The 24,987-nt window shown below is 70.1% G+C and carries 26 protein-coding genes and 1 riboswitch; of the genes, 13 read left to right on the top strand and 13 right to left on the bottom strand.

What is annotated here, in order from left to right:
• The first annotated feature begins 80 nt into the window (after positions 1-80).
• The 3 genes from ACIPSA_RS15545 to otsB all read left to right on the top strand — a co-directional run bounded on the left by ACIPSA_RS15545 (position 81) and on the right by otsB (position 2,599).
• Positions 81-1,328, top strand: a complete 1,248-nt coding sequence (locus ACIPSA_RS15545) for an extracellular solute-binding protein (RefSeq protein WP_402634193.1) — start codon at positions 81-83, stop codon at positions 1,326-1,328.
• 80 nt (positions 1,329-1,408) lie between these two features.
• A complete protein-coding gene (locus ACIPSA_RS15550) occupies positions 1,409-1,651 on the top strand; it encodes a DUF3263 domain-containing protein (RefSeq protein ID WP_402634196.1) in 243 nt (80 codons plus the stop codon).
• Positions 1,652-1,732: 81 nt separating this feature from the next.
• A complete protein-coding gene (otsB, locus tag ACIPSA_RS15555; RefSeq protein ID WP_402634199.1) occupies positions 1,733-2,599 on the top strand; it encodes a trehalose-phosphatase in 867 nt (288 codons plus the stop codon).
• Here the strand turns inward: otsB and ACIPSA_RS15560 are convergent.
• Positions 2,587-4,020 carry a trehalose-6-phosphate synthase gene (locus tag ACIPSA_RS15560; RefSeq protein ID WP_402634202.1) on the bottom strand — a complete coding sequence of 478 codons (1,434 nt, stop codon included), beginning with the start codon at positions 4,018-4,020 and terminating at the stop codon, positions 2,587-2,589. The two genes, otsB and ACIPSA_RS15560, sit on opposite strands and share 13 nt — an antisense overlap.
• A 103-nt stretch (positions 4,021-4,123) precedes the next feature.
• Positions 4,124-5,095, bottom strand: a complete 972-nt coding sequence (locus ACIPSA_RS15565) for a glucosyl-3-phosphoglycerate synthase (protein ID WP_402634205.1) — start codon at positions 5,093-5,095, stop codon at positions 4,124-4,126.
• Positions 5,096-5,223: 128 nt separating this feature from the next.
• Positions 5,224-5,369, top strand: a riboswitch (SAM riboswitch).
• 18 nt (positions 5,370-5,387) lie between these two features.
• Between ACIPSA_RS15565 and thrC the strand changes: the two genes are divergently transcribed.
• The 8 genes from thrC (at position 5,388) to ACIPSA_RS15605 (ending at position 15,136) form a co-directional block, all read left to right on the top strand.
• Entirely contained in the window at positions 5,388-6,671 is a 1,284-nt protein-coding gene (gene thrC, locus ACIPSA_RS15570) for a threonine synthase (protein ID WP_402634208.1), read from the top strand.
• The gene (locus ACIPSA_RS15575) at positions 6,668-6,943 is read left to right on the top strand and encodes a ubiquitin-like small modifier protein 1 (RefSeq protein ID WP_402634210.1); all 276 of its coding nucleotides are present in this window, start codon (positions 6,668-6,670) and stop codon (positions 6,941-6,943) included. The genes thrC and ACIPSA_RS15575 overlap by 4 nt, the downstream gene beginning before the upstream one ends.
• Before the next feature lie 431 nt (positions 6,944-7,374).
• Complete coding sequence (locus ACIPSA_RS15580; protein ID WP_019057200.1) at positions 7,375-7,581, top strand: cold-shock protein; 207 nt, start codon at positions 7,375-7,377, stop codon at positions 7,579-7,581.
• Between the two features lie 323 nt (positions 7,582-7,904).
• Positions 7,905-9,527 (top strand): chaperonin GroEL, encoded by a 1,623-nt coding sequence (gene groL / locus ACIPSA_RS15585; RefSeq protein WP_402634212.1) that lies wholly within the window; start codon positions 7,905-7,907, stop codon positions 9,525-9,527.
• 283 nt (positions 9,528-9,810) lie between these two features.
• Complete coding sequence (locus ACIPSA_RS15590) at positions 9,811-10,938, top strand: NADH:flavin oxidoreductase (RefSeq protein ID WP_402634215.1); 1,128 nt, start codon at positions 9,811-9,813, stop codon at positions 10,936-10,938.
• A 34-nt stretch (positions 10,939-10,972) separates the two neighbouring features.
• A complete protein-coding gene (locus ACIPSA_RS15595) occupies positions 10,973-11,851 on the top strand; it encodes a metallophosphoesterase (RefSeq protein WP_402634218.1) in 879 nt (292 codons plus the stop codon).
• 122 nt (positions 11,852-11,973) lie between these two features.
• On the top strand, positions 11,974-13,458 hold the full coding sequence (locus ACIPSA_RS15600; RefSeq protein ID WP_402634220.1) for an MFS transporter: 1,485 nt from the start codon (positions 11,974-11,976) through the stop codon (positions 13,456-13,458).
• Positions 13,459-13,573: 115 nt separating this feature from the next.
• Entirely contained in the window at positions 13,574-15,136 is a 1,563-nt protein-coding gene (locus ACIPSA_RS15605) for a carboxylesterase/lipase family protein (RefSeq protein WP_402634223.1), read from the top strand.
• A gap of 15 nt (positions 15,137-15,151) precedes the next feature.
• Here the strand turns inward: ACIPSA_RS15605 and ACIPSA_RS15610 are convergent, their stop codons facing one another.
• The 8 genes from ACIPSA_RS15610 to ACIPSA_RS15645 all read right to left on the bottom strand — a co-directional run bounded on the left by ACIPSA_RS15610 (position 15,152) and on the right by ACIPSA_RS15645 (position 19,591).
• On the bottom strand, positions 15,152-15,727 hold the full coding sequence (locus ACIPSA_RS15610; RefSeq protein ID WP_402634226.1) for a hypothetical protein: 576 nt from the start codon (positions 15,725-15,727) through the stop codon (positions 15,152-15,154).
• Between the two features lie 48 nt (positions 15,728-15,775).
• The gene (locus ACIPSA_RS15615; RefSeq protein ID WP_402634229.1) at positions 15,776-16,027 is read right to left on the bottom strand and encodes a type II toxin-antitoxin system RelE/ParE family toxin; all 252 of its coding nucleotides are present in this window, start codon (positions 16,025-16,027) and stop codon (positions 15,776-15,778) included.
• A complete protein-coding gene (locus ACIPSA_RS15620; RefSeq protein ID WP_402634232.1) occupies positions 16,024-16,299 on the bottom strand; it encodes a type II toxin-antitoxin system Phd/YefM family antitoxin in 276 nt (91 codons plus the stop codon). Before ACIPSA_RS15620 ends, ACIPSA_RS15615 begins: the two co-directional genes overlap by 4 nt.
• Before the next feature lie 72 nt (positions 16,300-16,371).
• Positions 16,372-17,022, bottom strand: a complete 651-nt coding sequence (locus ACIPSA_RS15625; protein ID WP_402634234.1) for a Uma2 family endonuclease — start codon at positions 17,020-17,022, stop codon at positions 16,372-16,374.
• On the bottom strand, positions 17,019-17,903 hold the full coding sequence (locus ACIPSA_RS15630) for a hypothetical protein (RefSeq protein WP_402634236.1): 885 nt from the start codon (positions 17,901-17,903) through the stop codon (positions 17,019-17,021). The genes ACIPSA_RS15625 and ACIPSA_RS15630 overlap by 4 nt, the downstream gene beginning before the upstream one ends.
• 221 nt (positions 17,904-18,124) lie before the next feature.
• Positions 18,125-18,568, bottom strand: coding sequence for a hypothetical protein (locus tag ACIPSA_RS15635; protein WP_402634239.1), 444 nt, complete (start codon positions 18,566-18,568; stop codon positions 18,125-18,127).
• A complete protein-coding gene (locus ACIPSA_RS15640) occupies positions 18,565-18,768 on the bottom strand; it encodes a DUF397 domain-containing protein (protein WP_402634242.1) in 204 nt (67 codons plus the stop codon). Before ACIPSA_RS15640 ends, ACIPSA_RS15635 begins: the two co-directional genes overlap by 4 nt.
• Entirely contained in the window at positions 18,752-19,591 is an 840-nt protein-coding gene (locus ACIPSA_RS15645) for a Scr1 family TA system antitoxin-like transcriptional regulator (protein WP_402634245.1), read from the bottom strand. The genes ACIPSA_RS15640 and ACIPSA_RS15645 overlap by 17 nt, the downstream gene beginning before the upstream one ends.
• Positions 19,592-19,706: 115 nt before the next feature.
• On the opposite strand from ACIPSA_RS15645, the gene ACIPSA_RS15650 reads away from it, so the two are divergent.
• Positions 19,707-19,952 carry a hypothetical protein gene (locus tag ACIPSA_RS15650; protein ID WP_402635479.1) on the top strand — a complete coding sequence of 82 codons (246 nt, stop codon included), beginning with the start codon at positions 19,707-19,709 and terminating at the stop codon, positions 19,950-19,952.
• Positions 19,953-20,143: 191 nt separating this feature from the next.
• Positions 20,144-21,664 (top strand): subtype B tannase, encoded by a 1,521-nt coding sequence (locus ACIPSA_RS15655; protein WP_402635404.1) that lies wholly within the window; start codon positions 20,144-20,146, stop codon positions 21,662-21,664.
• On the opposite strand, the gene ACIPSA_RS15660 is transcribed toward ACIPSA_RS15655, so the two are convergent.
• From ACIPSA_RS15660 to ACIPSA_RS15670, 3 genes are read right to left on the bottom strand one after another with little or no spacing between them, the layout of a single operon-like run.
• Entirely contained in the window at positions 21,627-23,030 is a 1,404-nt protein-coding gene (locus ACIPSA_RS15660) for a PTS transporter subunit EIIC (protein WP_402634248.1), read from the bottom strand. The two genes, ACIPSA_RS15655 and ACIPSA_RS15660, sit on opposite strands and share 38 nt — an antisense overlap.
• Before the next feature lie 16 nt (positions 23,031-23,046).
• Positions 23,047-23,982 carry an N-acetylmuramic acid 6-phosphate etherase gene (murQ, locus tag ACIPSA_RS15665; RefSeq protein ID WP_402634251.1) on the bottom strand — a complete coding sequence of 312 codons (936 nt, stop codon included), beginning with the start codon at positions 23,980-23,982 and terminating at the stop codon, positions 23,047-23,049.
• A 49-nt stretch (positions 23,983-24,031) separates the two neighbouring features.
• Positions 24,032-24,964 carry a MurR/RpiR family transcriptional regulator gene (locus tag ACIPSA_RS15670; protein WP_402634254.1) on the bottom strand — a complete coding sequence of 311 codons (933 nt, stop codon included), beginning with the start codon at positions 24,962-24,964 and terminating at the stop codon, positions 24,032-24,034.
• Positions 24,965-24,987 lie beyond the last annotated feature (23 nt).

Raw genomic sequence — 24,987 nt, forward strand, 5'->3', positions numbered from 1 at the left:
GTGTAGACCTCTTGGTCCATATGGTGAAACGGCTAGACAGCAGAGTTGGTGCGGTAGTAGTGGGTCGGCGTAGGGCAGGAATGATCGCGGTGGTGTCCGCAATGGGCATGACGGCGGTTCTCGGTGGCTGTGGGAACACGGGTTCTTCGGACGTGACCCTCAGACTGGTCGCCGCCGACTACGGCGGCTCCGCGGCCGACAGCTCCAAGAAGTACTGGGACGGGCTGGTCAAGGAGTACGAGGCCGAGCACTCCGGGGTGAAGGTCGAGGTCAGCGTCTACTCCTGGAACGACGTCGACCGCAAGGTCAAGGAGATGGTCGCCGCCGGCAAGGCGCCCGACATGGCCCAGATCGGCGCGTACGCCGACTACGCGGCCGCGCACAAGCTGTACCAGGTCTCCGACCTGCTCTCCATCCCCGTACAGGCGTCCTTCCTCTCCCAGCTCTCCGAGGCGGGGCAGTGGCAGCACGCCCAGTACGGCATCCCGTTCGCGGCCTCCACCCGCGTCCTCTTCTACAACAAGACCCTCTTCACCAGGGCCGGCATCACCCCGCCCAGCACCTGGAGCGAGCTCGCGGCCGACGCGAAGGCGCTGAAGGCCGCGGGCGTGAAGTACCCGTACGCACTGCCCCTCGGCCCCGAGGAGGCGCAGGCCGAGGCCATGCAGTGGCTGCTGAGCGGCGGCGACGGCTACACCGACGACGCCGGCACCTACAGCATCGACTCCGCGCAGAACATCGAGACCTTCACCTGGCTCAAGGACGAGCTCGTCGGCAAGGGCCTGACCGGGCCGGTCGCGCCGGACCGGCTCAACCGCGCCGACGCCTTCGCCGCCTTCGCGGACGGCCGGGTCGGCATGCTCGACGGGCATCCGACGCTGATGCGGCAGGCCGCGAAGAAGGGCGTGAAGTTCGGCATGGTGCCGATGCCGGGGCGGACCGGGGAGTCCAAGTCCGCGATGGGCGTCGCCGACTGGATGATGGCCTTCAAGCAGAACGGCCACGCCGAGCAGATCGGCGACTTCCTCGACTTCGTCTACAGCGACAAGAACGTCCTCGACTTCTCCCGCGAGTACGGCCTGCTCCCGGTGACCGGCTCCGCGTCGGACGCCATGGCCCGGTCCACGAAGGACGCGGACCTCCACCCCTTCCTGGACCAGCTCACCACCTCAGAGCTCTACCCCGTCGGCAAGACCTCCTGGGCGGCGGTCAGCGCCGACATCAAGAAGACGGTCGGCCGGGCCGTCACCCCCGCCGGCAGTCCGGCCGCCGTCCTGAGCCGGCTGCAGACGGCGGCGACGACGGCGGACAGCCGCGACGTCGGGTGATCCGCTGCCGCGACGCCGGGTGAGCCATGGCCGTGACGCCGGGTGAACCGTTGTCGGCGCCCGGCGCTACGGTTCAGGGCATGGAGCGGGAAGAACGCCAGGAACTCCACCGACGCGAACAGGCCATCCTCGCGCTGGAACGCCGGGGCTTCCCCGGGCCGGGGGCGAAGGAGCGGGCGATAAGGGAGGAGCTGGGGCTGGCCCCCGTCCGCTACTACCAGCTCCTGAACGCCCTGCTGGACGACGAGCGGGCGCTGGCGCACGACCCGGTGACGGTGAACCGCCTGCGGCGGGTCCGGGAGGCCCGGCGCTCCGAGCGCTGAGGAGGACGGCGCTTCCCTGTGCGCCCCCATGAGCCATATGAGCCATGGGTGCGCCCGCCCTCCCGTGGATAGGGTCGCCGTATGGGCATCCATACGACGGACTCGACCAACCCGACGGACCCGCTGCCGACCCCCGCGACCCGGGCCGGACGGGAAGGGCTGGAGGCGCTGCTCGCGCGACCGGGCGCCGCGGTGATCGGGCTCGACTTCGACGGCACGCTGGCGCCGATCGTCGCCGACCCCGAGCAGGCCAGGGCCCACCCCGAGGCCGTGCCGGCGCTCGCCGCCCTCGCCCCGAAGGTGGCCTCCGTCGCCGTGATCACCGGCCGCCCGGCCGGGGTCGCCGTGCGGCACGGCGGCTTCGCGGGCGTATCAGGCCTGGAGCACCTCGTCGTGCTCGGCCACTACGGCGCCGAGCGCTGGGACGCCGTGAGCGGCACCGTCAGCGCGCCGCCCTCGCACCCCGGGGTCGCCGCCGTCCGCGCCGAACTGCCGGGGTTCCTGGACCGGATCGGTGCCTGGCGGGGGACCTGGATCGAGGAGAAGGGGCGCGCCGTCGCCGTCCACACCCGCCGCGCCGAGGATCCGCAGGCCGCCTTCGAAGCCCTCCGTGCACCTCTCGCCGAGCTCGCCACCCGGCACGGCCTGATCGTCGAGCCGGGGCGGATGGTCCTGGAACTCCGTCCGCCCGGCATGGACAAGGGCGTCGCCCTCCTGGAGTACGTCCGTGAGGCCGGAGCCGAGTCGGTGACGTACGTCGGCGACGACCTGGGCGACCTGCCCGCCTACGCCGCCGTCGACAAGCTCCGCTCCGACGGCGTCCCGGGCCTGCTGGTGTGCAGCGGCAGCTCCGAGGTGACGGAGCTGGCCGAACGGGCGGACCTGGTGGTGGACGGTCCGGAAGGGGTCGTACGACTGCTGCGGACGCTGGCGGCTCAGCTGGACTGACCGGTGTCCAGCGCGTGCAGCTGGTCCAGGAACCACTGTGCCGGCGGTAGCGCCGTGGCCGCGGCGGCCAGCCGCTTCGTGCGTTCCGCCCGCTCGTCGGGGGGCATGGTCAGCGCCTGGTGCAGGGCGTTCGCCGTGCCCACGATGTCGTACGGGTTCACCGTGATCGCGTCCTCGCCCAGTTCCTCGTACGCCCCGGCCTCTCGCGACAGCACCAGCACGCACCCCTCGTCGGAGACGACCGGAATCTCCTTGGCGACCAGGTTCATGCCGTCCCGGATGGGGTTCACCAGGGCCACGTCCGCCAGCCGGTAGGCGGCCAGGGAGCGCGCGAAGTCGTCCTTGACGTGCAGCACGACCGGGGTCCAGCCCGGCGTCCCGTACCGGGCGTTGATCTCCTCCGCGAGGCGCTGCACCTCCGCCGTGTACTCGCGGTACACGGCCAGGTCCTGCCGGGAGGGGTAGGCGAAGGCCACGTGCACGACCCGCTCGCGCCATTCGGGGTGGCCGTCCAGCAGCTGCCGGTACGCCAGCAGCCCGCGCACGATGTTCTTCGACAGCTCGGTGCGGTCGACCCGGACGATCGTCCGGCGGCCCTCGCCGATCTCCGTCCGCAGCACGGTCATCCGTTCGGCCACGTCCGCCTCGTGCGCCCGCTTGCGCAGGAAGTCCGCGTCCGCGCCGAGGCCGTGCACGCCGATGCGCGTGCCGGACGGGATGCCGGGGCCCAGGATCTCGTGACAGCAGGCGGTGAACGCGTCCGCCCAGCGGTGCGTGAGGAAGGCCGCCCGGTCCGCGCCCAGGATGCCGCCCAGCAGCTCGGCCGCGATGTCGTCGGGCAGGAGGCGGAAGTAGTCCGGCGGGGCCCACGGGGTGTGCGAGAAGTGGCCGATCCGCAGATCGGGCCGGAGCTGCCGGAGCATCCGGGGGGCGAGGGCGAGGTGGTAGTCCTGGATCACCACCGCGGCACCCTCCGCGGCCTCCTCCGCCAGCGCCTCGGCGAAGGCCCGGTTGTACGCCTCGTACGACGCCCACTGGCGCCGGAACTCCGCGTCGAAGACCGGCTCCAGCGGGGTCTGGTACAGCATGTGGTGGACGAACCAGAGCACGGAGTTGGCGACGCCGTTGTACGCGTCGGAGAAGACCGTCGCGTCGATGTCCAGCATCCGCACCTGCTGGCCGCCGGTCGCGTCCACGGACAGCCGGCGGCCGCCGTGCGAGCGGCGCACGGCCTCCCGGTCGGCGTCGCTCAGCGCGGCGCACACCCACACCGCGTCCGTGTGCGGCCCGATGGCCGACAGCCCCGAGACCAGCCCGCCGCCGCCCCGCTTGGCGTGCAGCGCACCGTCCTCAAGGACCTCGTACGAAACCGGGCCGCGATTGGACGCGACCAGCACCTCAGCGCCGTGCGTGGAAGCCATACGCCTCAACTTAGCCCGGCCCGGAAACGCTCAAACGTACGTTCCACCGTGCGAGGGGGCCGTATACAGCCGTTCTCCAGCCGATCAAGGCCATTCCGCCCGATCAGGCCACTCTGCGCGAGGCGTACTCCGCGATCTCCGCCATCGGCGGCCGCTCCTCCGCGTCCACCGAGTAGGTGCGTGGCTCGAAGCCGTCGTCGCCCCGCTCGAACTGGGTGAGGGAGGGACGGATGAGGTGACCGCGGGCCAGGCGAAGCTGCGCGGTGCGGTAGATCGCCGCCGCCATCCGGCCCAGCGCCTGCCCGTCCTGGTGCCGGTGCTTGCGCACGCCCACGTCGACCTGGGCGAGGGCGTCCAGGCCCACCAGGTGCAGGGCGTCGACCAGCATGCCCAGCTCCACGCCGTAGCCGACGGGGAACGGGAGCTGTTCGAGCAGCGAGCGGCGGGCTGCGTACTCGCCGCCGAGCGGCTGCACGAATCCGGCCAGTTGCGGCCAGTGCATGTTCAGCAGGGGGCGGGCCATCAGCTCGGTGACCCGGCCGCCCTGGCCCGCTGTCTTGCCGGAGGCGAGCGAATTCAGCTCAGTGCCCAGCGGGCGGTCGTACATGGCCTTGACCAGATCGACCTCGGGGTCGGTGAGCAGCGGGCCGACGATCCCGGAGACGAAGTCGGAGGAGAACTCCCTCAGATCGGCGTCGATGAAGCAGACGATGTCCCCGCTCGTGACCAGCAGGGAGCGCCACAGGACTTCCCCCTTGCCGGGGACGGCCGGGATGCGCGGCAGGATGTCGTCGCGGTGGACGACCCGGGCGCCCGCGGCGGCGGCCACCGCGGAGGTGCGGTCGGTGGACCCGGAGTCGACGACGACGATCTCGTCGACGAGCGGAACCTGTCGCATGAGGTCGTGGCGGATCACGGTGACGATGTCGCCGACCGTCTCCTCCTCGTTGAGCGCGGGCAGGACGACGGAGACCGACTGCGCCGTCCGCTGCTTGGCGGCGAGGATCTTGTGGAGGGGGCGATCGGTCACGGACCAGGAGTGGGTGGCCAGCCAGCGCTCGACTTCTTCCAGCACAGTCAGCGGCTCCTCACGTGTCTCGCGGTACGGACGACTATCTCAACTGTCCTGGCCTTCGGTTACAGTCTTGAACAACGCCGATGACCATCGCATGTCGAGGGCCAAGGGCGTCGACAACCGAATACAGCTCATCCAGAGGGGCAGAGGGACACGGCCCGATGAAGCCCCGGCAACCCTCCAGTCGGTACTCCTGACCTGTGCAGCGAGGCTCCCGGCTAGGGAAGGTGCCAAATCCGTCTCACGGCGAGATGCGTCGTGAGGAAGATGAGGAGAAAGGGCCTCGCCTCTCATGGCTGTGCAGACCGTTGCCACCACCACCGATTCCACCGTCGACCTCGGCCCAGCCGCTGCGCTGAGCTGCCGGGAATGCGGTCACCGGGTACCCCTCGGACCGGTGTTCGCCTGCGAGGAGTGTTTCGGCCCGCTGGAGATCGCGTACGACTTCTCGGCCTACGACACCGAGGAACTGCGCCGGCGCATCGAAGCGGGACCCGCGAACATCTGGCGCTACGCGCCGCTGCTGCCCGTCCCCGCGGACGTGGCCGAAAAGCCGAACATCAACCCCGGCTGGACCAAGCTCGTCAAGGCCGACAACCTGGCGCGCGAGCTGGGTGTGACCGGTGGTCTCTACGTGAAGGACGACTCCGGCAACCCGACGCACTCCTTCAAGGACCGCGTCGTCGCCCAGGCCCTGGAGGCCGCCCGCGCCTTCGGCTTCACCACCCTGTCCTGCTCCTCCACGGGCAACCTCGCAGGCGCCGTCGGCGCCGCGGCCGCCCGCGCCGGCCTGCGCTCCTGCGTGTTCATCCCGCACGACCTGGAGCAGGGCAAGGTCGTCATGGCCGCGGTCTACGGCGGCGAGCTCGTCGGTATCGAGGGCAACTACGACGACGTGAACCGCTTCTGCTCCGAGCTGATCGGCGACCCGGCCGGCGAGGGCTGGGGCTTCGTCAACGTCAACCTGCGGCCGTACTACGCGGAGGGGTCGAAGACCCTGGCGTACGAGATCTGCGAGCAGCTCGGCTGGCGGCTCCCGGACCAGATCGTCGTCCCGATCGCCTCCGGATCGCAGCTCACGAAGATCGACAAGGGTCTGCAGGAGCTGATCAAGCTGGGGCTCGTCGAGGACCGGCCGTACAAGATCTTCGGCGCCCAGGCCGAGGGCTGCTCCCCGGTGTCCGTCGCCTTCAAGGCCGGCCACGACGTCGTCCGTCCGCAGAAGCCGAACACCATCGCCAAGTCCCTCGCCATCGGCAACCCGGCCGACGGCCCGTACGTCCTCGACATCGCGCGCCGCACGGGCGGCGCGGTGGAGGACGTGACGGACGAGCAGGTCGTGGACGCCATCAAGCTGCTGGCCCGCACCGAGGGCATCTTCGCGGAGACCGCGGGCGGTGTGACGGTGGGCGTGACGCAGAAGCTCATCAAGGACGGGGTCCTCGACCCGACCAAGACCACCGTCGTCCTGAACACGGGTGACGGCCTCAAGACCCTCGACGCGGTGGCCGGCACCGGCCTGACCGCGACCATCCGCCCGAACCTGGACTCCTTCCGAGAGGCTGGCCTCGCATGAGCGTGACCGTCCGCATCCCCACCATCCTGCGCACCTACACGGGCGGCAAAGCCGAGGTGACGGCCGAGGGCGCGACCCTCGCCGAGGTCATCGAGGACCTGGAGAAGAACCACACCGGGATCGCCGCCCGGGTCCTCGACGACCAGGGCAAGCTGCGCCGCTTCGTCAACGTGTACGTCAACGACGACGACGTCCGCTTCGAGCAGGGACTGGAGACGGCGACCCCCGAAGGCGCGGGCGTCTCCATCATTCCCGCGGTCGCGGGCGGCTGATCAATTACCGTGGGTAACCTCAGTTACCGAGTGTTCATCTGATTGCCTCCTCCGCGAGAGAAGCGGAGGGGGCAATTCAGTGTGGTTGAGCGCGGTACAGTTGGGGAACAGCTCCCGATCCCCAGGTCGGAAGCCCTGGATTCATGCCGTAGGCCCGACAAGAAGTAGCCAAAATGCGCGGGCTTTCTGCGGCTTTTGTTCCTTTTATGGGGCCCGAGTTGCCCTGAATTCAGGCGAATTCTCGCCACTTCCCGCATCCTGTGCGTCCAGAATTCTCGTCCGATTGACCTGTTGCAGAGGGCAGTTGGACAGATACATTCAGCCGCGGTCGACGCGTTCCGGCGCACGCCCCCAAGCCAATGGGGGGTGAGGTCTGACCCGGATCCGCGAAGTGTGGATCTGTGCAAGGGCCAGTAATAGGGGAGTTAGGCATGGCTCAGGGCACCGTCAAGTGGTTCAACGCGGAGAAGGGGTACGGCTTCATCGCGGTCGACGGTGGTGCGGATGTTTTCGTCCACTACAGCGCGATCCAGATGGACGGTTACCGCACCCTGGAAGAGGGGCAGCGGGTCGACTTCGAGATCTCGCAGGGCCAGAAGGGCCCGCAGGCGGACATGGTCCGGCTGGCGACCAGCTGAAGCACGCGTCGACTGTCAGCGACGTTCTTCGTTCATCCTTCGAAGGGCCCGTTACCCCCTAGGGGTACGGGCCCTTCGGCCTGCCCCGGCTCCGTGACGCCACCGCCGCTCACCTGCCGATCCCCAGGAGTCGCTTGCACTCGGCAGGGCCGAGTGCTAATCATTGGCGTTAGCACTCTGAAGGTGAGAGTGACAATGAAGGACCGGGTCGGTGAGGCCCGCAGGCCAAGTGGGGCAAGGAACCACGGGGTTTGCGAGCCGTCCGTCGCGGGCGCGGGCGCGGTCCGAAGGAATCACCCCCAGTCCTGGAGGGACCACTTCACATGGCCAAGATCATCGCGTTCGACGAGGAGGCGCGGCGCGGCCTCGAGCGCGGCATGAACCAGCTCGCGGACGCCGTGAAGGTGACGCTCGGCCCCAAGGGCCGCAACGTCGTCCTCGAGAAGAAGTGGGGCGCCCCCACGATCACCAACGATGGTGTGTCCATCGCCAAGGAGATCGAGCTCGAGGACCCGTACGAGAAGATCGGCGCCGAGCTGGTCAAGGAAGTCGCCAAGAAGACGGACGACGTCGCCGGTGACGGTACGACCACCGCGACCGTGCTCGCCCAGGCGCTGGTCCGCGAGGGTCTGCGCAACGTCGCCGCCGGTGCCAACCCGATGGCCCTCAAGCGCGGTATCGAGAAGGCCGTCGAGGCCGTCTCCGCCGCCCTGCTGGAGCAGGCCAAGGACGTCGAGACCAAGGAGCAGATCGCCTCCACGGCCTCCATCTCCGCCGCCGACACCCAGATCGGCGAGCTCATCGCCGAGGCGATGGACAAGGTCGGCAAGGAAGGCGTCATCACCGTCGAGGAGTCCCAGACCTTCGGTCTGGAGCTGGAGCTCACCGAGGGTATGCGCTTCGACAAGGGCTACATCTCGGCGTACTTCGCCACCGACATGGAGCGTATGGAGGCGTCGCTCGACGACCCGTACATCCTCATCGCCAACTCCAAGATCGGCTCCGTCAAGGACCTGCTTCCGCTCCTGGAGAAGGTCATGCAGTCGGGCAAGCCGCTGCTGATCATCGCCGAGGACGTCGAGGGCGAGGCCCTGTCGACCCTGGTCGTCAACAAGATCCGCGGCACCTTCAAGTCCGTCGCCGTCAAGGCCCCGGGCTTCGGCGACCGCCGCAAGGCCATGCTCGGTGACATCGCCATCCTCACGGGCGGCGAGGTCATCTCCGAGGAGGTCGGCCTCAAGCTGGAGAACGCGACCCTGGACCTCCTGGGCCGCGCCCGCAAGGTCGTCATCACCAAGGACGAGACCACGATCGTCGACGGCTCCGGCTCGTCCGAGCAGGTCAATGGCCGTGTGAACCAGATCCGCGCCGAGATCGAGAACAGCGACTCGGACTACGACCGCGAGAAGCTGCAGGAGCGCCTGGCGAAGCTCGCCGGCGGTGTCGCGGTCATCAAGGCCGGTGCCGCCACCGAGGTGGAGCTCAAGGAGCGCAAGCACCGCATCGAGGACGCCGTCCGCAACGCCAAGGCGGCCGTCGAGGAGGGCATCGTCGCCGGTGGTGGCGTGGCGCTCATCCAGGCGTCCACCGTCTTCGAGAAGCTGGACCTGGAGGGTGACGAGGCGACCGGCGCTGCCGCCGTCAAGCTCGCTCTCGAGGCCCCGCTGAAGCAGATCGCCGTCAACGCCGGCCTCGAGGGCGGTGTCGTGGTGGAGAAGGTGCGCAACCTGACCCCGGGCCACGGCCTGAACGCCGCGACCGGTGAGTACGTCGACCTGGTCAAGGAAGGCATCATCGACCCGGCGAAGGTGACCCGTTCCGCGCTGCAGAACGCCGCCTCCATCGCCGCGCTGTTCCTCACCACCGAGGCCGTCATCGCCGACAAGCCGGAGAAGGCCTCCGCGGCCGCTCCGGGCGGCATGCCGGGCGGTGACATGGACTTCTGATCCCCGCGGATCAGCCTGTCCTTTCCGAGGGCGGCACCCCCTGTTCCGGCAGGGGGTGCCGCCCTCGGGCGTTTTCCGGCACGGCCCGTGCCGGTCAGCGGGAGGCGTAGTGCGAGGCGACCGCGGGCCGTCGCCTCCGTCTCGTGGGCGGGTGCGTGGCCGGGATCACAGGGGTTCATCGGCCCGGCCGGAATGGTGCCGGGGCCGGGGGAGTTCTTGTTGCCAGAGGCACCTGATGCATGTGCACATACCACCCGGTCAACCCTAACGAGGAGTCGCCCACGTGAGCGTCACCGAGTCCGCACCCTCCCGCGCCGCCGAGATCCTCTCCCGGCCGGTCTCGATCAACGGCCTGACCGTCCCCAATCGGATCGCCATGGCCCCGATGACCCGCCAGTTCTCCCCGGGCGGCATCCCCGGTGACGACGTGGCGTCTTACTACTCCCGCCGCGCCGCCGCCGGTGTCGGCCTGATCGTCACCGAGGGGACCTACGTCGGGCACGACTCCGCCGGGCAGAGCAACCGCATCCCGCGGTTCCACGGTGAGGAGCAGTTGGCGGGCTGGGCGAAGGTCGCCGAGGCGGTGCACGCGGCCGGCGGCACGATCGTCCCGCAGCTGTGGCACATCGGCATGGTCCGCGAGCAGGGCCAGCCGCCGTTCGCCGACGCCCCCGCCGTCGGCCCCTCCGGCCTGCGCATCGGTGCCACCGAGGCCACCGGCAAGGCCATGGACCGGGCCGACCTGGACGCCGTCATCGGCGCGTTCGCCGAGGCCGCGGCCGCCGCCGAGCGCATCGGCTTCGACGGCGTGGAACTGCACGGCGCCCACGGCTACCTCGTTGACCAGTTCCTGTGGGCGGGCACCAACCGCCGCACCGACGCCTACGGCGGCGACCCCGTGGCCCGCACGAAGTTCGGGGCCGAGATCGTCGCCGCGGTCCGCGAGGCCGTCTCCCCCGGGTTCCCGGTCATCTTCCGCTACTCGCAGTGGAAGCAGGAGGCCTACGACGCCCGGCTCGCCGAGACCCCGGAGGAGCTGGAGGCGATCCTGACCCCGCTGGCCGCCGCCGGTGTGGACGCCTTCCACGCCTCCACCCGCCGCTACTGGCTCCCCGAGTTCGAGGGCTCCGACCTCAACCTGGCCGGCTGGACCAAGAAGCTCACCGGCAAGACCGCCATCACCGTCGGCTCCGTCGGCCTCGACGGCGACTTCATCAAGGGCTTCGTGGGCGAGGGCTCCCCGGTCAAGGGCATCGACGACCTGCTCGACCGTCTGGAGCGCGACGAGTTCGACCTGGTGGCCGTCGGCCGCGCGCTGCTCCAGGACCCCGAGTGGGCGGTGAAGGTCCTCTCCGGCCGCTTCGACGAACTGGCGCCGTACGACGCGGCCGCGCTCAAGACGCTGAGCTGACGCCGAGCCCCAACTCGCTTGTACAGTCCGGGAGATGCGAATACTGCATCTCTCGGACACCCATCTGGAACGCACCGACGCCCCCAACCGGCACGGCGTCGATGCCACCGGATCCCTGCGCCTGATGCTCGCCGCACTGCGCCACCAACGGGACGTCGACGCGGTCGTCGTCACGGGGGACCTCGCGAACGACGGCGCGGTGGAGGCGTACACCGTTCTGCGAGAGCTGGTCGGGGAGTTCGCCCGCACCTGGAACGCGCCGGTCCTGTACACGACCGGCAACCACGACGAGCGCGAGGCGTTCGCCAAGGTGCTGGGCAGCGGGCACCTGGACCCCGACGGCACGGACCGTGCGGAGGCCACGTCGGGTTCGGGGGAGCGGGCGGCCGTGAGCACGGTCGGCGGATACCGCCTCGTCACCCTGGACTCGCTGGTGCCGGGCGAGGTGTACGGCCGCCTCGGTGCCGCCCAACTGGAGTGGCTTCGCGAGGTGCTGCGCACGCCCGCCGAGCGGGGCACCGTCCTCGCCTTCCACCACCCGCCGGTCACCCTGGACGTCCCCACCCAGCGCGCCTTCGGCCTGCTGAACCCCGACGACCTGGCCGACGCGGTCCGGGACACGGACGTCCGGGTGATCCTCACCGGCCACTTCCACCTCCAGCTCTTCGGCTTCCTGGAGCGCACCCCGGTGTGGGTCACGCCGGGCGTCGTCAACCGCATCGACCTGACCGCACGCCCCGGCACGGAGCGGGCGGTGCGCGGGGCGTCGGCGTCACTGGTGGAGCTGGGCGGGCCGTCAGGCCCGATGTTCCACACCTTCCATGCGCCGGACCCACGCGCCCACGAACCGGTGTACGAGCTGGACGACGAACGGACCCGGGAATTCCTCGACCGCTTCGGCCCTCGCGGCTGACGTAAAGCCGCTGGTCGGACGCCCTGTGGCGGCATCCTCGGCAGAATTCACTTGCTTAAGTCAATCAATATGTATAAGGTTGCGTAAGTCAAGCATTCGCGTGTTCCCGAGGAGGCCCAGCCATGTCCGAAGCCCTTGCCCGGCCCGCTGAGGCCGGGGGGTCCGCCCCGCCGAGGTCGAACGGCGTGGTGGCGGTGCTGGCCCTGGCCGGAATCGTCGTGTCGCTGATGCAGACCCTGGTGATCCCGATCGTCCCGGAGCTGCCGGGCTATCTGCACGCCTCCGCGTCGAACGCGGCCTGGGCGGTGACGGCGACACTCCTCGCGGCAGCCGTGGCCACTCCCGTCATGGGCCGCCTCGGGGACATGGTCGGCAAGCGGCTGATGCTGCTGACCAGCCTGGTCCTGCTGGTCTCCGGCTCGGTGGTCTGCGCGCTGAGCGACTCGCTGGTCCCGATGATTGTCGGACGCACGCTCCAGGGACTGGCGGCCGCCGTGGTCCCGCTCGGTATCAGCATCATGCGCGACGAACTCCCGCCGGAGCGGCTCGCCGGCTCGACCGCGCTGATGAGCGCCTCGCTCGGGGTCGGCGGCGCCCTGGGCCTTCCGTCCGCGGCCTTCATCGCGGACCACTTCGACTGGCACGTACTGTTCTGGACGTCCGCCGCGCTCGGCGTGGTGGCCTTCGCCCTCGTCCTGACGCTGATCCCGGAGTCGAAGGTACGCACCGGCGGCCACTTCGACATCGTCGGCTCGCTCGGCCTGTCCGCCGCGCTGGTCTCCCTGCTCCTCGCCATCTCCAAGGGCGCCGACTGGGGCTGGACCGACCCGGTGACCATGACTCTGTTCGCCGCCGCGGTCGTCGTACTGCTGGTGTGGGGCTGGTGGGAGCTGCGCACGGCGCAGCCGCTGGTCGACCTTCGTACCACCGTCCGCCGCCAGGTGCTGTTCACGAACCTCGCCTCGATCGCGTTCGGCTTCTCGATGTTCGCGATGTCCCTGGTCCTGCCGCAGCTGCTCCAGCTGCCCACGCAGACCGGCTACGGCCTGGGCCGGTCCATGCTCACCGTCGGCCTGGTCATGGCCCCGCAGGGCCTGGTGATGATGGCGACGGCTCCGTTGTCGGCCATGATCACAAAGACCAGGGGTCCGAAGATCACGCTGATGATCGGCGCCGTCATCGTCGCCTGCGGATACGGCCTGAACATCGTCCTGATGAGCCAGGTCTGGCACCTGGTCCTGGTGTCCTGCGTCATCGGCGCGGGTGTCGGCTTCGCCTACGGCGCCATGCCCGCCCTGATCATGGGCGCGGTCCCGGCGTCGGAGACCGCCGCCGCGAACTCCCTCAACACCCTGATGCGCTCCATCGGCACCTCGGTGGCCAGCGCGGTCGCGGGCGTGATCCTCGCCCAGATGACGATCAGTCTGGGCGGCCATTCCCTCCCGTCCGAGAACGCCTTCAAGGTCGTCATGGCGATCGGCGCCGGCGCCGCCGTCCTGGCCTTCCTCCTCGCCTCCTTCCTGCCGGGCCAGCGGGCCGACGCGGCGCAGGCGCCGGAGGCGGTCGGTCAGGCCGGGGCGGTGGAGGCCGCCGAAGCGAAGGCGTAACAGGGCAGAAGAAGACCGGAAGTCGGCGGCCGTCACCCGTATGAGTGGGGTGGTGGCCGTCCGGCACTTGTTCGTGTGCCCGGCCGTTCCACAGACAACGAATCGAGGAGCGATCATGACGACGACCGAGTCCCCCGACCACCCTGCTTCCGCGCCGTCCGGACCCGTGGTACGGACCTCCGCCGGTGCGGTGCGTGGCCGCAGGGAGGACGGGCTGGCGGTCTTCCGGGGCATACCCTTCGCCGAACCCCCGGTGGGGGAGGCGCGGTTCGCGGCACCTCGCCCGGTGCGGGCCTGGGACGGGACACGGGGGGCGTTCGAGTTCGGGCCGCCGCCCCCGCAGGAGGTGGGCATCCAGGGACGCACGGGCGTGGTGAACGGCCCCATGGGCGACGACTGGCTGACGCTCAACGTCTGGACGCCGGACCCGACCCCCTCGGCCGGGCGGCCGGTGATGGTGTGGATCTACGGCGGCGCGTACAAGCTGGGCTTCTCCGGCCAGCCGGGCTACGACGCGCAGCACATCGCGCGGGACGGTGACGTGGTCGTGGTCACCTTCAACTACCGCGTGGGAATGGAGGGTTTCGCCCGTATCGAAGGGGTGCCCGCGAACCGGGGCCTGCTGGACCAGGTGGCGGCGCTGGAGTGGGTGCAGGAGAACATCACAGCGTTCGGGGGCGACCCCGGTCAGGTCACCGTGTTCGGGGAGTCGGCCGGGGCGGGCTCGGTGGCGTCGCTGCTGGCGATGCCGAAGGCGCACGGTCTTTTCCGGCGGGCGATGGCGCAGAGCGTGCCGGGGACGTTCTTCTCCGACGAGCTGGCCCGGGACATCGCGTCCGCGCTCGCGGCGGAGGCGGGGCTGCGCCCGACGGCGGCGGACCTGTCGACGGTGGATCCGCGCCGGCTGACGGAGGCCGGGCAGGCGCTGAGCGCCAAGATGCTTCAGCATCAGGACAGATGGGGCCAGGCCGCACCCACGGTTACCCCTTTCTCACCGGTGGTCGACGGCGAGGTGCTGCCGACGACTCCCTGGCGGGCGCTGGCGTCGGGATCGGCCAGGGACGTCGACCTGGTCGTGGGCCACAACCGGGACGAGTTCCGTCTGTTCCTCGTCCTCGGCGGAATGCTGGGCAAGATCACGGAGGACCGGGCGACGGAGGCCCTGCGTCTGTTCGCACCGGGCGGGGAGGAGGGCGAGCGGGCCTACCGCGCCGCCTTCCCGGAAGCCTCGCCGGGTGAGCTGTACGAACGCGTCCACACCGACTGGCTGTTCAACATGCCGTCACTGCGTCTGGCGGAGGCGCAGCTGGCGGGCGGCGGCCGGGCGCACGTGTACGAACTGACCTGGCCGGCCCCGGGGAACGGGGGCGTTCTGGGGGCCTGTCACGGCCTGGACATCCCGCTGCTGTTCGGCACGTTCGGGGCGGACCTGGGGAATCTGCTGTTCGCCGGGGTGGATGCCTCCGCCTCGGCGGACGCCCAGGAGCTGTCGTCGCGTTTTCGCCGGTCGTGGACGGTATTTGCGAGGACGGGGGATCCGGGATGGCCCGCGTACGACCGAGAGCGAAGGCTGGTACAGGTGCTGGACGCGGAGCCAGCGGTCGTGGCGTACCCGGAGGAGAGGAGCCGGAAGCTGTGGGAGGGGTACGACTTCGGGCCGCTGCCGCTGATCGGCTGATCTGCGGATGAGAAGCTAGAGGTTGCCCATGGGCTCGATGTCGACCTGCACGGGCGTCCCCCAGATCCGCAGCACCTCGTAGTCCGTGAACTCGTGCACGAGCCGGTACGCCATGGCGGGCCGGGAGCCGCGCCGCTGGGCGGCGAGATACAGGTCGGCCTCGCGCCGGTCTCGTCGCGGCGTACCGCACAGCTGCCATTCGTGCCCGTTCCACAGCTCCGGCAGCCAGCGCTGCTGGGGCTGGGGGCGGTCGGAGCGGACGCCATAGCGGGAGGGAGAGGGGGAGGCGGGGTCGGCGCCCGGCAGGGGACGGGTGCCGTGGAGCTCGGAGCGACGCGCGGCCCGCCGCCGCGTCTCGCACAGCAGACACAGGTCGGGCGCGCTCTCGTCGACGGGCCCGTTCGGGTGCTCGGGGCAGCGGGTGGTGGCCGCGCCCGAGGTGACGCTCTCGTCGAGCAGCTCCAGAGCCCGCCGCAGATCGGCCTTCACCTCGTGCAGCCGGGCGTCCGGGGTGTCGGCGGTGAGGGCCTCCCCGTGCTCGCCGATCAGGCGGAGGGCGCGGCCGAGGGCGGTGAGCTGGGCGTGGTTCATGTGAACCAGCGTGGCATACGGCGCTGACAACGACGTCGGCGTGTGATGTCAGGTGCTGCGACCGACTTTGAGCACACAGACCGTGACGGTGTCGCTGTCCGGCTGGTAGAGCACCCGCCAAGCGCCGACGTGCAGGCGGTAGTACCCGGACCTTCCCAATGCGCGGGCCGCCTCCGGACGAGGTTCTTCGGCAAGCGCTCGTACTGCTGCGGCAGTCGCCTTGGCGCCCACGGGATCGATTGCTCGCAGCCGTCGGAACTCGTTCATGGCGTGGTGTTTCCACACCACCGCGTGGATCACGAAGCGACCCCTCGGCGGTCCTCTTCCTCCAACTGCGCCATGAACTCGTCGTGTGCCATCGAGGGCCCGGACGGAGCCGCCTCGCGCGCACGGGCTTCGGCGATGTCTGCTTCGTCCCGGAGCCTCTGAAGCTCCTCAAGTTCGCTTATGGGAATGAGCGCGGCGGCGGGCTTGCCGTACTCGGTGATCAGGATGTGCTCCTGCCCGTGCCGGACCCTGCTGACTAGCTGGCCGAGCTGATTCCGAGCCTCCACAAGCGGATACGTCTCCATGGAAAAAGTGTACACACCCGCGGGTGTGTGCAGTGTGCTCATTTCTTGGACCTTCGTCGATCGGTGAGAGGGTCAGGCGTATTTCTTGAGCGGCTCTGTGTCGAGGGTGATGTCGACAGGGGATGGGAGCACGACGGTGGTGCCCCAGGGGTGGGACGGGGACTGCTGATAGCGGCCGTCCTTGGGTTCGCTGAAGACCGTGAGGGTGTCGTCGTCGCGGTCGATGAGGAGGTAGACGGGGATCTCGGCCTCGGCGTAGCCGATGGGCTTGTCGATGCGGTCGCGTTGGTTGGTGTCGTGGTCGCGGACAGTGATCTCCACGACCATCAGGATGCCGTCGGGGTCGGACCATTCGCCATGCCCTGTGAAGTGCCCGCGCCGCGCGAAGGCGCCGTCCGTGCGGGCTCGTCCGTTGCGGTGAACCTGTGTCTTGACGCCGGAGTAGGGATAGAGGCCATGGCCGGGGCGCTGGAGGAGGCACTGACGCATCAGCCACGCGTGAATGCAGGAGTGGTTGCCGTCCTGCGGGGCCTTGACCTCTAGTTTCCCGTTGAGGTACTCAAGCCGGACGGTCTCAGGGGCGCGGCGCTCCAACTCCTCGAAATCCTCGACGCTGAGCGCATCTTTGGTGCGGACACGCCCGTCCACGAATTCGAGGCGCACGTGTTCAGGGGCCGCTTCGGCCAGTTCCTCGAAGTCCCCGATGGGCATCGGGACTTTCATACGGGTGTCCTTTCGTGTCGTTGATTCATCGCGCCACGGATCTCGGCGGCGCGGGAGCGGACCTCGGGAGGTGACAGGGGCGTGGTGTGGCTACTGGGGGCGCGTTCACCCCGGCACGCGCCGCAGATGCCACCCGGCAAGGCCTCCGGGCGGCCGGGCACGCCGCACTTCGCGCACTCCAGGATGCGGAGCGGCCGGCGAGCGGATGGCTGCACCGGCTCGGGCGGGAGCTTGTCGACGAGGCGTTTGCGGAGCAGGGCGGCCGGGTGGTGGACGGGGGAGGGGAGGCCGCTGGTGAGGGCCTGGCGTACATATTCGTCCGTGGCACCTCGCGCGAACCACTCCGTGAGCAGCGGGGCGAGGGCAGCACAGTCGGACTGGGAGAGGGAGAGGGCGGGGGTGGTGCGGCCGAGGGCGGCGAGGAGGATGAGGGCGCGGGAGCGGGTGGTCCGGCGGGGCGGGTCCGGTGGCTGTGGCTCCTCCGGTACGTCGCCGCGCGTGAAGGCCGCCCACCAGTCATCGTCGCGTGCGGTGCGGGAGAACCACGTTCGGGTGATCCAGCGGACGTTCTCGGTACCGGCCAGCCGCTCACGTCCTCGCCGCAAGTGCCCAGCCTGTTGGAGGCGGTTGAGGGCGGTCCGGAGTGCGCACTGTCCGTACGGCAGCGTCTTGGCCAGCGTCTTCACGGAGATGTCGGCGCCGTCGGGGAGGCGGTCGAGGTAGGCGGCGATGGCGGCTTCGCGGGGTGGGAGGTGGGCGAAGTCGTGTTTGGTGCGCGGGCGTTGGTCCGGAGCGGAGCGCTTGCCGTAGCCCGGGTTCGCCATTGGGTGCGGGGAGGGGTGCGCGGACAGGTCGGCAGCACTAAAGTTGGCGTCAGCCATGGGATCGAGCCTCGTAATCGATCTCGTTGGTTAAGCCCCCGCCCAGGTGTTGGTAGCACCGGCGGGGGCTGTTGCTTATGTGCGCACGCTAGAGGTTCGTGACTCTGCGTGGCAAGTCGAATGCGTCAAGTCAACTCGCCAGGGTGGGCGGGTGGGTTGAGGCCCTCCACCCGTTCCTTGGAAAGACGGCTCGGAACTCGGCGTCTGAGCCCCGGGGGCTTTCAGCAGGCGCCGTCTTCGACCTGGACGGTCAGGGTGGCGTACGTGTCGTTCACCGGTGTGGGCTGGATGTGCATGCAGAACGCCGCGTCCGTTCCGGGGCCGGTGATCGTGTAGTCGTCCGAGGTGGGGGACACCTGGTCCACCACCGCGCCGGTCGACGGGCCTTTCCCGGTGGCGTCGATGGCCTCGTCTATGTAGGCCGTGAAGCCCGTGTACTCGTCGTCCACGACCTGCTTCTTCTCCAAGGCGGTCGCCGCCTCGTGCACCGCGGTCCGCAGCTCGCCCTCGCTCCACTTCGAGCTCGCCTCGACGTAGTAGATGCCCCCGGCCGCGAACAGCAGCGAGCCGATGGTGAGGGCGAGGCCGATCGGGTTGCGGGTGTTGTAGTACGAACGGCCCCATTTTCTGATGAAGACCGGTTCGTGGTCGCGCGGTTCGCTCAACGCTTCAGGTCCGACACGAATGCCGTCCACGCTGCCGCTCGGAACACGAGCTTCGGGCCGTGGGGGTTCTTGGAGTCGCGGATGGGGATGAGGGTGCGGAAGTCGTGGGTCGCTTCCAGGCAGTCGCCGCCTTGGCCGCCGCTGTAGCTGGACTTGCGCCAGGTAACCGCGTCCAGTTCGTGCTCAGGGATGCTCCTCATGTTCGTAATCCTGCGCCACAGACTCGATCAAGACCAGGGAGTCCGCCGGAGTAAGGGAAGCGGCTACGAGGAGTTTGAACATCCGGGTGTGTCGGGCGACGGTGGCCGGGTCGTCCAGCAGCTTCCCCATGTCCGGTGCTTCGACGAAGGAGAGCGGAGGTGCGTCGTCGAACTCCATGAGCTTCAGCGGGCCGTCCATCCCCGCGTGCGCCCCGGAACTGTACGGCAGCATCTGCACGATGATGCGGTGCCTGCGCGCCAGGTCCACTACGTGGCGCAGGGCCTCCGTCATCACTGCGCCGCCGCCGACATTCCGCCGCAGCGCGGCCTCGTCCAGAACCGCCCACAACAACGGGGTTGTTGGATCGTCTAGCAGGCGGCTGCGTTCGATACGCGCTGTTACCCGGGCGTTGATCTCCTCGTCCGTCGCCGTCGGCTCGTACGCTCGGAACACCGCCTCCGAGTACGCCCTCGTCTGCAGCAGTCCCGGGATCAGCAGCGTCGTGTACTGACTGATCGCCGTAGCTCTGGCCTCCGCCTCCGCCGCCTCCGCAAAGTGGTCTGGATACTTGGACCTGGCCGAAGCCGCGCAATTCCGCCCGAAGAAGTCCACCGTCCCCAGCGCCTCGTCCAGCATCCGCGCATACTCCGGCTGCATCCGCCGTGTCCCCGCCTCCAGCTGCCCGATGAACGACCCGCTCACGAACAGCCGTTGCCCCACCTCCTCCTGGCTCAGTCCGGCCTTCTCGCGGGCGTGGCGGAGTTCGGCGCCCAGCAGGGCCCGGGGTGAGGAGGACGGGTCCAGATCCTTCGGTCCTGGCATGGCGGCGACTCCCTGTTGAACAAGTGGGGTTGTTGGGGCGTCGTGTCTGGCCAGGTTAGCGGCGTGTCGGACACGCTGTGTGGCGTACCCGGAACTCAGCGTGGAGGTAGGGAAGGTGCGGTCGACCGAAGAGATCGTGGAGTCGTTGCGGGACGCACTCGCGGGCGTCGGTGTCGTGTTGCCGTCGCTGCGCGTCGACCCCGTGACCGGTGCGAGTGACGAGCCGTTCGCCCTGGTCGACCTGGGGCGGCGCAATGTGTGTACCGCCGAGCATCTGACGGACGTACTGCGTGCCATGTCCGTCGGTGAGGAACTCCTGGCCCGTGCACGGCAGATCAATCGGCAGGGGCGGCTGCCCTGACTCGCCGGGCGGGCCCAGTGGCCCGCTGAATCAGGCCAACTTCCGCACCCGGAACCCCAAGTGTTGACGATTTTGGCGACAAGTCATCCAGTTCAGAGGAGACTCTCAGAAACCGCTGCTGCACTCCTGAACCGCACGAGCCGCCTACAGAAGAGACGGATGTGAAGCGAGTGAAGCGCAGAACTGTGGTCATGGGGCTCACCGCGGCAGCCGCCGTCGTGCCGGCCGTCGGGCTCGCAGGCAGCGCCCGGGCAGCGACCAGGTCCGCCGCGGCTTCGGACACGTCCCTGGTCTTCGACCCGGACGCCTACACCGAGCTGACCACCAGCATCACCGACACCGAGGGCACGGCCCACTCGGTGACGTACCACTTCTACAAGGTCGCCAGTTATGTGGCGAACCCGGTGGACACCACCTACCAGGGCCTCAACGTCAGCGTCCCGGTGAGCGTCGACGGGACCGCCGTCGACGCCACCCACGCGCCCATCCTGTTCGCCAACAACGTCGGCGGCTACATGCCCTCCTCGGTGGCCAGCGCGACCGGTATCGGGGGAGGCGGTGGCGCGGGCGGCCCGGGTGGGCCGGGTGGTCCGGGTGGCCCCGGCGGTGGCGGCAACAGCGGGCCGAGCCGTACGCAGCTGGCGCTGCTCGCCGGATACGTGGTTGTCGAGCCGGGCGCCCGCGGCCGTACCCTCGTCGACGCGAACGGCGTCTACTACGGCACCGCCCCCGCGGCGATCGTCGACCTCAAGGCAGCGGTGCGGTACGTGAAGTCCAACCGGGGCCGGATCCCGGGGAACGTGGACCGGATCGTCTCGTCCGGTACGAGTGCGGGTGGCGCGCTCTCCGCGCTGCTCGGCGCCTCCGGCGACAGTCCCCTCTACGCCGAGGCGCTGGCGGCGTTGGGCGCGGCCGACGAGAGCGACGCCGTCTTCGCCAGCGGCGACTGGTGCCCGATCACCGACCTCGAACACGCCGACGCCTCCTACGAGTGGTGCTGGGGCGCCAACCCGCTCGCCGACGGCTCGACCGTCGACCAGGCCGTGTCCGCCGACCTGAAGGCCGAGTTCACCGACTACGTGGCCGAACTGCACCTGACGGCACCGGGCTTCGGCCGCCTCACCGCACGCAACCTGGACGAGTACCTGGTCAGGACCCACCTGGAACCCTCGGCCACCCGCTATCTCACCGCCCTCTCGGACACCGACCGCAAGACCTACCTCGCCGCCAACACGTTCATCGCCTGGGACGGCGAGACGGCCACCTTCTCCTGGGACGAGTTCCTCACCCACGTCGGCGCCCGCAAGAAGGGCGCGCCCTCCTTCGACGCCTTCGACCTGTCGACCCCGGAGTGCAACCTGTACGGCGCCGGGACCACCGCCGCCCGCCACTTCACCCTCTACAGCCTGCGCCACGCCGAGGGCGCGAGCGCGCGCCTCGACAGCGACATCCCCGAGAAACTGCACCAGATGAACCCGATGTTCCACCTGGTGGAGAGGGCCAACCCGCACCGCGCCAAGCACTGGTGGATCCGCCTCGGCACCAAGGACAGCGACACCTCACTGACCGTCGCCGCCAACCTCGCCGCCCGCCTGGAGAACCTGGGTGACGACGTGGACATCAAGTACTACTGGGACGCCGGACACGGAGCGGACAACGACCCCGGCGAGTTCATCAAGTGGATCGGCCGGGTCTCGGGCTGCCGGGCCTGAACACCGCGTACGTCGCCAGGAAGCCGACGGCGTAACCGGTCAGCAGGCCTCCGCCGTAGATCGCCGCCGTCAGGGCCGGGCTCCTGTTCCCCGCGAGCAGCGGGAACAGGGCCCAGCCCGACGGTCCGATCGCCGTCGCCCCCACCTTGTCCCCGAGCATCGCGAAGAACCCGACGAACGCCCCGCCCGCCGCCCCGCCCGCACAGGCCGTCAGAAACGGCCGGCCGAGCGGCAGGGACACCCCGTAGATGAGCGGTTCGCCCACGCCCAGCAGCCCGGCCGGAAGAGCCGACCTGATCGTCGTACGGATGGAGGTGTCGTGGCGCAGGCGGACGTACACCGCCATCGCCGCACCCACCTGTCCCGCGCCCGCCATGGCCAGCAGGGGCAGCAGCACCGTGTAGCCCTGCTGCTGGATGAGGGTGGTGTGGATGGGGATCAGGGCCTGGTGCAGGCCCAGCATGACGAGGGGCAGGAACAGTCCACCCAGGACCAGTCCGGCGAACGCGCCCGTCGTCCGCAGCAGCCAGTCCGCGCCCGTGCCGATCGCGGACGACACGGCTCCGGCCGTGTACATGAGGCCGTACAGCGTCACCAGGCCCGCGACGAGGACCGTGACCGTCGGTGTCAGCAGGACGTCCAGCGCGCCCGGGACCCGGCCCCGGCACCACCGCTCCACGTACGTCGCCAGCAGCGCCGCCGCCAGCGCGCCCAGCACCCCGCCCTGACCGGGTGCCAGATGCACGCCGAACGCCGTGACCTTCTCGACGCCCGGGTAGACGATCACGGCCGCCACCGCCCCGCCCAGCACCGGCGTGCCGCCGAACTCCTTCGCCGTCCGGTACCCGACGAACACCGCGATCAGCGCCATGAAGGCGGAGGCGATCGCGGCGAGGGCGGGGGTCAGGCCCGGCAGCCAACCGGCGTTGACCAGCAGCCCGCCCACGCCCGCCAGGATTCCGCAGCCGATCAGGGCGGGGATCAGCGGGACGAACACGTTCGCGACGCGGCGCAGGGCGGTCTTCAGACCGGTCGCGTTGCGCTGCCGCTGTGCCGCCCTCAACTCGGCACCCCGGGCGGCCAGCCGGTCCGCGGCGGCCGGCGCCACCAGCCCTTCCACCTCCGCCGTGACCTCCGCCACCACCCCTGGCCCCAGCACCACCTGGTACGAGCCCCCGTCCACGACCACCCCGAGCACCCCGGGCAGCGCCCGCAGCGCCTCCTCGTCGACGGCGGCCGGGTCGGCGAGGCCGAGCCGCAGCCGGGTCACGCAGTGGGCGACGGAGATGACGTTCGCGGGGCCGCCGACCAGGGGCAGGATCGCGGCGGCGGTGGAGGCGGGGGTCCGGGCGGGGTCGTTGCGCACCCCCCGAGCGTGCGCGTCAGCGGCCCGCGTCCGCCAGCGCGGCACGCAGATGGCCGCCGGACTCCTCCAGAAGGCGGGCGGCCGTCGGGCCGTCGACGCCGGCCAGGATGGTCAGGATCGCGTTCTTCACCTCGCCGCCGGTCTCACCGAGGGCCTTCTCGACCTCCTCGTCCGTGGCGCCCGTGGCCAGGGCGACGATACGGCGGGAGCGGGCCCGGAGCTTGTCGTTCGAGGCTCGCACGTCGACCATCAGGTTCCCGTACGTCTTGCCCAGGCGGATCATCGTGATCGTCGACAGCATGTTGAGGACCAGCTTCTGGGCCGTACCGGCCTTCAGCCGGGTGGAGCCGGTGATCAGCTCCGGGCCGACGACGATCTCGATGCCGTGCTCCGCGGCCGCCGCGAGCGCGCTGTCCCTGTTGCAGGACAGACCGACGGTCAGGGCGCCCAGGGCGCGGGCGTGCTCGACCGCGCCGATCGCGTACGGGGTGCGGCCGGAGGCCGAGACGCCGACCACCGTGTCGTCGGGCGTCAGCACCAGCGCGTCGAGGTCCTTGCGGGCCAGCTCCCCGGAGTCCTCGGCGCCCTCGACGGAGGTGACCATCGCCTCCGGGCCGCCCGCGATCAGGCCGACGACCCGCGAGGGGTCGGTGTTGAAGGTGGGCGGGCACTCGGACGCGTCCAGCACACCGAGCCGCCCGGCGGTGCCCGCGCCGGCGTAGACCAGGCGGCCGCCCCGGGACATGCGCGAGGCGATGGCGTCGATGGCGGCGGCGATCTCCGGGAGGCACTCGGCGACGGCGGCGGGGACGCCCGAGTCCTCACCGTTCATCAGCCGTGCGATGCCGAGGGTGGGCAGCCGGTCGATGTCGGCGAGTTCGGGGCGGAAGGCTTCGGTGGTGAGGGTTTCCAACTCGGCGCGGAGGTCACGGGGGTTGGACGTGGAGGTCATGCGGGCGGCTCTTTCCGTCGCGGGTCGGTGCAGTCTCCGGTCCTACGGTCTATCGGGAACCACTCCGATGCCGATGAGCCAAAGCCTCGTAGGAAGCGGCCAGCGCCGGCGCGGCCGACTCGTAGGTGCGCTGGGCGACCCCCACGAACAGACAGTCCACGACGAGCAGCTGACTGGTTCGCGAGGACATCGCCGCCGGCCGCAGTTCACTCTCCCTCGCGGTCGACGTGGTCAGCACATGGTCGGCGTACTGCGTCACCGCGCTGTCCGGCCGCCCGGTGATCGCGACGGTGGTCGCCCCGTGCTCGAACGCGACCCGCAACGGCTCGATGACGTCCCCCGTCGACCCGGAGTGCGTGATCGCGATCGCCACGTCCCCCGTCCGCAACTGCACCGCGTTCGTCACGGCGAGGTGCGGATCGCTGTGCGCGTGGGCTATGAGCCCTATTCGCAGCAGCTTCTGCGTGAGGTCCTGGGCGACCAGCCCCGACGCGCCGATGCCGTACACATCGGTCCGCCGCGCGCCGGCCAGCGCGGTGACGGCCGCTCCCAGCTGCGCGGTGTCGAGACCGGCGGCCGTGTCGGCGAGGGTCTGCTGCTCGTCGTAGGCGAGTTTGGCGACGACGTCCGCGATCGGGTCGTCGACCGCGATGTCGGTCGTGATGGCGGGGGCGCGCCCGGACTGCTGCTGCGCGGCGAGCCCAGCGAGGGCCAGGCGCAGGTCGCGGTAGCCGGGGTAGCCCAGCAGGCGGGCGGCGCGGACGACCGTCGCCTCGCTGGTGCCGGTGAGTTCGGCCAGGCCGGTCACCGTGAGGGCGGCGCAGCCGGCCGGGTCGCCCGCGACGGCCTCGGCGACGCGCTGCATGGAGCGGGTCATGGTGGGGCCGAGCGTGCGCACCTTGGCGGCGAGGGCGGCGGGGGCCGGCGGGGTGCTTCCGGGGTTGCCCGGGCTGCCGAAAATTTCCTTCACATCCTGGGTCACGTATGAAAGATATTTTCGGCTCG

Origin of the sequence: Streptomyces sp. NPDC086549 (genome assembly GCF_044746205.1) — a bacterium.
Classification (GTDB): Bacteria; Actinomycetota; Actinomycetes; order Streptomycetales; family Streptomycetaceae; genus Streptomyces.